We start from the raw sequence: 7,394 nt of genomic DNA, 5'->3' as shown, positions 1-7,394 counted from the left end.
TCGGCCATGGCCGTTGGGCGGCATTGCCGGGGGAGGGCGGCCATGTCGACCTGCCCGTGAGCAGCCCGCGTGAAGCCCAGCTGTGGCAGCACATCTACAATGAGATCGGCCATGTCAGCGCTGAAACTGCCTTGAGCGGTGGCGGTTTGCCCAGGTTGTACCGGGCGATCTGCGCGGTGGACGGTCACGAGGCGGTTCTGGAAACTCCCGAGGCCATCACTGCCGCTGGCCTGGCGGGCGACCCGATTGCCCTGGAAGTGCTGGATCAGTTCAGTATCTGGCTGGGCCGCGTCGCCGGTAACAATGTGCTGACCACCGGCGGTCGTGGTGGCGTGTACATCGTGGGTGGGGTGATCCCGCGCTTTGCCGATTTCTTTATCAAGAGTGGTTTTGCCAGGAGTTTTGGCGACAAGGGCTGCATGAGCGACTACTTCAAAGGCATTCCGGTGTGGCTGGTGACGGCACCGTACTCAGGGTTGACAGGTGCTGGTGTGGCGCTTGAGCAGGCATTTGCGTAGGCAGTGATGGCCTCTTCGCGAGCAAGCCCGCTCCCACATTCAATCCCATTCCAACTGGATGAATGAGGTCGAATGTGGGAGCGGGCTTGCTCGCGAAGGCGGCCTCAAGGGCAACAAATGACTTAAGCTTGGCCATAACAACAAGGAGGACCCCGTGAGCGTAATCAGTAAATCCATTCTCCTGGTCGACGACGACCAGGAAATCCGCGAGTTGCTGCAAACCTACCTCAGCCGCGCCGGTTTCCAGGTGCGTGGCGTGCCGGATGGCGCGGGGTTCCGCCAGGCGATGAACGAAGCGCCGTGCGACCTGGTGATCCTTGATGTGATGCTGCCGGACGAAGACGGTTTCAGCCTTTGCCGCTGGATCCGCCAGCACCCGCGCCAGGCCCAGGTGCCGATCATCATGCTCACCGCCAGTTCCGACGAAGCCGACCGCGTCATCGGCCTGGAGCTGGGTGCCGACGATTACATCGGCAAACCCTTCAGCCCCCGTGAGCTGCAGGCCCGTATCAAGGCCCTGTTGCGGCGTTGTCAGTTTGGCCAGGAGCGCAGCGGCGGCGAGGTGCTGGTGTTTGGCGAGTGGCGCCTGGACATGGTCAGCCACCGGCTGTTCCACGTCGACGGCGAGGAAGTGATTCTTTCCGGCGCCGATTTTGCCCTGCTCAAACTGTTCCTCGACCACCCCCAGCAAATCCTCGACCGCGACACCATCGGCAACGCCACCCGTGGCCGCGACCTGATGCCCCTGGACCGGATTGTCGACATGGCCGTCAGCCGTCTGCGCCAACGCCTGCGCGACACCGAAAAACCACCCCGGCTGATCCGCACCGTGCGCGGCAGTGGCTATCAATTGGCAGCCAGCGTGGTTGCCGGCAATGCCCACTGAGCGCCTGCGTGAACTGCGCCGGCGCATCCCGGTACCGCGTTCGCTGCTGGGGCGGATGTTACTGCTGACCCTGTTGGCGGTGCTGTTTGCCCAGGCGTTGTCCAGCGTGATCTGGGTCTCGCAATTGCGCGCTACCCAGCTTGAAGGCCTGGTAACCGCCGCCCGCAGCCTGGCGCATTCGATGACCGCCAGCGTCAGTTATTTCCGCTCGTTGCCGGTGGCCTTCCGGCCGTTGGTACTGGACCAGTTGCGCAGCATGGGCGGTACCCGGTTTGTGGTGACGCTCAACGATAAGCCCCTGGACATGGCGGTATTGCCGGAAACCCCGCGCAAGCATGCAGTGCTCGGTGCTGTCGAAGAAGTGTTGCGCCAGACCCTGGGCAGCGACGTGCATGTTTCGGTGGAGTTCGTCAGCGCCGAAGACCTGCGCATCTTCAACGCCGGCTTGAAACTCGATGAATTGCCGCGCTCCTGGGCGCATTACGCGTTGACCCTGGAACCGGTGAATCCGCCGGTGTTGGTCACCCAGATCCAGCTGGCCCAGGGCGAATGGCTCTACATTGCCTCCTTGCTGCCCGAACCCTATACCAGCCTCGAAGAACAAGGCCTGCCATACCAGCAGGTGTGGTTTATCGTGCTCACCAGCGGCTTCCTGCTGCTGTTTATCGGCCTGCTGGTGCACTGGCAAAGCCGTCCACTCAAGCGCCTGGCGAGGGCGGCGCGGGACATGTCCCTGGGCGCCGACGTGGAGCCGGTGGCCGAAGGCGGCGGCAGCGAAGTGGTGGAAGTAGGCCGCGCGTTCAATGCCATGCGCGAACGCATCAGCCGTTACCTGACCGAACGCAGCCAGCTGTTCAGCGCCATTTCCCACGACCTGCGCACACCCATCACACGCCTGCGGTTGCGGGTGGAATTGCTGGAAGACGAGAACCTGCAAACCAAGTTCGGCCGCGACCTGGATGAACTGGAGTTGCTGGTCAAAGGCGCGCTGCAGTGTGTGAAGGACACCGACATTCACGAAAACATCGAACCGGTGGACCTCAACCACGTACTCGACTGCCTGGTGGAGCCGTACCTGGCGCCCAACGGCAATGGGCGCGTGACCCAACATGGTCGGGCACTTACGACATACCCGGGCAAGCCGCTGGCGCTCAAGCGCTGCATCGGCAACCTGATCGACAACGCCCTGAAGTACGGGCAGAACGCCCATTTGCATATCGAAGACGATGGCGCGGAGTTCATCCTCCACGTCGACGACGAAGGGCCGGGCGTGCCGGAACAGCGCCTGGAGCAGGTCTTCGAGCCGCACTTCCGCCTGGCCGGGCAGCAACAGGGTTACGGCCTGGGCTTGGGCATCGCCCGCAACATTGCCCACAGCCATGGCGGTGAAGTGAGTTTGCAGAATCTGCGGGAGGGCGGTTTGCGGGTGACCTTGCAACTGCCTCGTGGCCTGGATTGAACACCACCAATACCGCAGCTGATTGAGTACTTGTGGCGAGGGAGCTTGCTCCCGTTGGGGCGCGAAGCGGCCCCAAAAGATGGGACTGCTGCGCAGTCCAACGGGAGCAAGCTCCCTCGCCACATTATTAGTATCCGGTGTTATAACCGTGGTTAGACGCTCTGGCGCAACCTGGCCAGATCCCGCAACGGCGGCGCACCAAACAGCCGGCTGTATTCGCGGCTGAACTGTGATGGGCTCTCATAGCCCACCCGATACCCCGCCGCCGAGGCTTCCAGGCCCTCGGCGATCATCAACCGCCGAGCCTCCTGCAAGCGCAACTGTTTTTGGTACTGCAACGGGCTCATGGCGGTCATCGCCTTGAAGCGGTGGTGCAAGGTCGAGACGCTGAGGTTCACTTCCTTGGCCAGGTCATCAATGCGCAGGGGCTGTTCGTAGTTGCCGTTCAACCAGGTGATCGCCTGGCTCACCCGATGGCTCTGACTGTTGGCGACGGCAATTTCATACAGCCGATAACCCTGTGGACCGCGCAACAGGCGATAGAGAATTTCCCGATTGATCAGCGGCGCGAGCATTGCGATGTCTTTCGGTGCGTCGAGCAATCGGGTCAGGCGCAGCACGGCGTCCAGTAGCTGGCTGTCCAGGCGGTCGACATACATCCCTCGGGAGGTCGGGCGCGGGGGCACGCCCATCGGCCCGGCTTCGGCAATCAGTGCGGTGATCTGTGCCGGGTCGATATTCACCCGAATCGACAGGTTGGGGTCTTCCGGCGTGGCATCAAGGATGCGCCCGGCCACCGGCATCGCTACCGAAAACACCAGGTAATTGAGCGGGTCGTAGGCGAAGACTTCATCCGCCAGGCGCACTTCCTTGCGCCCCTGGGCGAGGATGCACAGCGCGGGCTCAACCAGCACCGGCGTGAATTCACGCGGGGAGTTATGGCGGTTGAGATACAGCGACGTGATCGCTGTGCCGTAGGAACCATCCTCCCAGGTATGCCGGCGAACGATGCCGGCGAGTTCTGCGCGCTGCTTTTCCATATCGGCGTCGAGGGGGGTGGAGCGAAGTTCGGGCGACGACATGGGACATCCTCTGGTGCTTTGACGATGGGCACAGCTTAAGGGCGGCTTTGCAAAAAGCGGTATTTCGATTCTGCACAATCCTTGCCTGATCCTGCGAAAAATCGTGAATCAGGCAAGCCGGGGCCTGTCATGCCCCTGAAATACGGCAGTCATGCCGGGAATAAACTTCGCAGGCCGATTGCTATATCTACGTATCTCGCAGGATTGTGCAATAAGCCAGCAGGAATTGACTAACCGCATCCACGCCCGCGCCCGTATCTTTGATCCTGTGGCAACACGCCCTCACAGTGCTTGCCGAGCATCACTTCTCAACGGGAGAGTCGAACATGTCCACCCCCATTCCCGCGAGCCATATGGCCTTTATCCGTGCCCGTACCGGGTACAGCACCGAACTGGGTGCACGCTTGAGCAGTTTGATCGAACCGGGCCGCCAGGCTCAGGGTTGCCTGCAATTCTCGTTGCAGCACTCCCTGGCCGACCCGGATGTGTGGTTGGTGTCGGGCTTCTGGAGCAGCGAGCAGGCGATGAGTGCCTACTTCAGCTCGCCGGCGCTGATGGTCTTCACCGAGTTGTTGAATGACATGGTGGTTCGCAGCATGGACTTCCAGACCTTTACCGACGCCTCGGCGGCCAATGCCTATGGCGAGTACCTGCAACTGGCGGGCTAGTGCTTTAGAATGGCCGCCTTTCCCATTGGCCAGGACCTGCAACATGGCACGTAAAGAGTTTGCCCACCACGAAGCCGTTTCCGCCTTGGTGCGTGAAGAAGAGGGTGGCTATAGCGCCGCCATCGCCGTCAAGGCGCTGGATGGCATGGGCGCACCGCGCTTTCACAAGATCCTCGATGGACAGACGTTCAAGACTGCCTCCGACGCCGACGATGCCGCAGCTCTGCAACTGGAGCGCTTGGTCGATGTAGATGAAGACGGTCAGCTCTCTTGGGCAACTTCCGCCAACTAAAAACACCGCTGATCCAAATCTGGGAGCGGGCTTGTGTGGGAGCGGGCTTGCTCGCGAATGCGGTGGATCAGTTGGCATATGCATGGACTGACACGCCTCCTTCGCGAGCAAGCCCGCTCCCACATTTTTATCGCATTCCAATCAGCGTTTCGCGGCGCCTGGGCGGTACATTTTGAACAGCGCTTCCGGCCCCAACTGAAAATAATCCGCCGGGCCACCTCCACGCAGGATCGGCTGGGCGGCAGCCGTGTCGTACACCCCGTCTTTCAGCAGCCATTTGGCGATATGCACCGCGACCACCTCGCCGAGCACCAACCAGCTTGGCACCAGCTCCTTGTCGGCGCGCTGCAGCTGAATGATCTGCGTCACCTTGCACTCGAACGACACCGGGCTTTCGCCCACGCGAGGCACGGCGATCACCTTTGAAGCCACCGGCGTCAGGCCCGACAATTCAAACTCGTTGACCTCGGGTGATACCGGCGCGCAACTCTGGTTCATCTGCTCGGCCAGCGGGCGGGTGGCCAGGTTCCACACGAACTCACCGGTCTGTTCGATGTTGTTCAGGCTGTCTTTGCGCCCGACACTGGAAAACCCAATGATCGGCGGAATGTAGTTGAACGCGTTAAAGAAACTGTAGGGCGCCAGGTTCAGGCGGCCCTGGCTGTCGTGTGACGAAATCCAGCCAATCGGGCGCGGGCCGACGATCGCGTTGAACGGGTCATGGGGCAGGCCGTGGCCGTTGGCGGGTTCGTAGAAATGGATATCGTCGGACATGGCCGGGTTTCCTGCTGGTGGTTCGGGGAAGGGCATCATAGTGCACTCAGGTGGAGTGTTCGCCAATGAAAAAGGGGCTGTGTCATACACTGACACAGCCCCTTTTTTATCCTGGCAGAACCCTTAGTCCGTAGTAATCCGCGAATGCTTGCGGGTGTCCTTCATGGTCACATACACCAACAGCGACACCGCAATACACGCGGTGACGTACCAGTAGTAACCGGTTTCCATGCCAATGCTCTTGAACCACAGCGCGATGTATTCAGCGGTGCCGCCGAAGATCGACACGGTCAGTGCATAGGGCAAGCCAACGCCCAGGGCGCGGATTTCGGTGGGGAACAATTCGGCCTTCACCACGGCGTTGATCGAGGTGTAGCCGCTGACGATGATCAGCGCCGCCATGATCAGGAAGAACGCGCCCCACCAGGTCTGGATGGTGTGCAGGGTGGTGAGGATCGGCACGGTGAACAGCGTGCCGAGGACGCCGAAGGCGATCAGGATCGGCCGGCGGCCAACCTTGTCCGACAGCCCGCCGATGATGGGTTGCAGGCACATGAACAGGAACAGCGTGGCCGCCGAAATGGTGGTGGAGTCGGAGATGCTCATGCCGACAGTGTTCACCAGGTATTTCTGCATGTAGGTGGTGTAGGTGTAGAACGCCAGGGTGCCGCCCATGGTCAGGCCGACTACGGTCATCAGTTCCTTGGGGTGGCGCATCAAGGTGCGCATTGCGCTTTCCTTGGCCTTTTCTTTCTTGGTGAACGACTCGGTTTCTTCCATGCCACGACGCAGGTACAGCGCCACTACCGCGCACAGCGCGCCGATGGCGAACGGGATACGCCAGCCCCAGTCGTACAGTTGTTCGGTGGTCAGCAATTGTTGCAGCACGATCAATACCGCCAGGGCGATGAGCTGGCCGGAGATCAGGGTCACGTACTGGAAGCTGGAGTAGAAGCCCCGACGTTCCTTGGTCGCCATTTCGCTGAGGTAAGTGGCGGAGGTGCCGTATTCACCGCCGACCGACAGGCCCTGCAGCAAACGGGCGAATACCAGCAGGATCGGCGCACCGATACCAATGGCTTCATAGCCCGGGCTCAGGGCAATCAGCAGCGAGCCGAAGCACATCAGGTACACCGACGCCATCAAGGCCTTTTTACGCCCGACCTTGTCGGCGTACAGGCCCATCAGCCAGCCACCGATCGGGCGCATCAGGAAACCCACGGCGAAGATCGCGGCGGTGTTCAAGAGCTGGGCGGTGGTGTCGCCTTTCGGGAAAAAGGTCTTGGCGAAATACAGGGAGAAAGCCGCGTAGACGTACCAGTCGTACCACTCGACCATGTTGCCGACCGATCCGCTGAAGATCGACTTGATACGGCTGGAGGTGGTGCGTCCTTTTGCCGGCGCAGTCGCCGACCCCAGAGGCAGGGAGTTGGAGTTATCCATTTAAGGATCCTTCATCTAATTGTTTTTGTGGAGCGCGCGGTAGCGCAGCCTGGCTGGGCTATAGCAGGAGCTGTGCCAAGCCGATGAAGGCCCGGTCTAGAAGGGTTTGCGGAAATTTTTGAGCGGAAAATTGCTGATGAATCAAGGGGGATGAGCGGAAATCCGCCGACGAAGATCGCTCCCACGCTCTGCGTGGGAGCGCATCCTGTGACGTTCCGCGTCACGATTTTAAGGGCGGACGCGGAGCGTCCAGAGCTGCATTCCCACGCGGA

At 61.0% G+C, this 7,394-nt stretch carries 8 protein-coding genes and 1 pseudogene; 6 read left to right on the top strand and 3 right to left on the bottom strand.

The annotated features are described in order from the left end of the window. The 4 genes and pseudogenes from HX846_RS17345 to HX846_RS40415 form a co-directional block, all read left to right on the top strand. Positions 1 to 518: glucokinase (locus HX846_RS17345; RefSeq protein ID WP_178965778.1), on the top strand; the 518-nt coding region annotated here is incomplete at its 5' end. 154 nt (positions 519 to 672) lie between these two features. Continuing rightward, a complete protein-coding gene (locus tag HX846_RS17340) occupies positions 673 to 1,404 on the top strand; it encodes a response regulator (RefSeq protein ID WP_003214124.1) in 732 nt (243 codons plus the stop codon). Further along, on the top strand, positions 1,394 to 2,863 hold the full coding sequence (locus tag HX846_RS17335; protein WP_087694634.1) for an ATP-binding protein: 1,470 nt from the start codon (positions 1,394 to 1,396) through the stop codon (positions 2,861 to 2,863). The genes HX846_RS17340 and HX846_RS17335 overlap by 11 nt, the downstream gene beginning before the upstream one ends. 21 nt (positions 2,864 to 2,884) lie before the next feature. Continuing rightward, positions 2,885 to 2,986 (top strand): annotated as a pseudogene (locus tag HX846_RS40415) (N-acetyltransferase); the annotation flags it as partial. 29 nt (positions 2,987 to 3,015) lie between these two features. Here HX846_RS40415 and HX846_RS17330 read toward each other — a convergent pair. After that, positions 3,016 to 3,945: an AraC family transcriptional regulator gene (locus HX846_RS17330; RefSeq protein WP_178965777.1), complete on the bottom strand. Its 930-nt coding sequence runs from the start codon at positions 3,943 to 3,945 to the stop codon at positions 3,016 to 3,018. 326 nt (positions 3,946 to 4,271) lie between these two features. Here HX846_RS17330 and HX846_RS17325 point away from each other — a divergent pair, with 326 nt between their 5' ends. Beyond that, positions 4,272 to 4,613, top strand: coding sequence for an antibiotic biosynthesis monooxygenase family protein (locus HX846_RS17325; RefSeq protein WP_003214130.1), 342 nt, complete (start codon positions 4,272 to 4,274; stop codon positions 4,611 to 4,613). Between the two features lie 43 nt (positions 4,614 to 4,656). Next, positions 4,657 to 4,905, top strand: a complete 249-nt coding sequence (locus HX846_RS17320; protein WP_003214132.1) for a hypothetical protein — start codon at positions 4,657 to 4,659, stop codon at positions 4,903 to 4,905. A 141-nt stretch (positions 4,906 to 5,046) separates the two neighbouring features. On the opposite strand, the gene HX846_RS17315 is transcribed toward HX846_RS17320, so the two are convergent. Further along, positions 5,047 to 5,679, bottom strand: coding sequence for a flavin reductase family protein (locus HX846_RS17315; RefSeq protein ID WP_102605692.1), 633 nt, complete (start codon positions 5,677 to 5,679; stop codon positions 5,047 to 5,049). Positions 5,680 to 5,802: 123 nt separating this feature from the next. After that, positions 5,803 to 7,122 carry an MFS transporter gene (locus tag HX846_RS17310; protein WP_008435500.1) on the bottom strand — a complete coding sequence of 440 codons (1,320 nt, stop codon included), beginning with the start codon at positions 7,120 to 7,122 and terminating at the stop codon, positions 5,803 to 5,805. Between the last annotated feature and the right edge of the window lie 272 nt (positions 7,123 to 7,394).

The organism is Pseudomonas sp. K5002, from assembly GCF_013386655.1.
Classification (GTDB): Bacteria; Pseudomonadota; Gammaproteobacteria; order Pseudomonadales; family Pseudomonadaceae; genus Aquipseudomonas.
The sequence above is the reverse complement of the archived record's forward strand: the minus strand, read 5'-3'. Positions and strand labels throughout refer to the sequence as shown.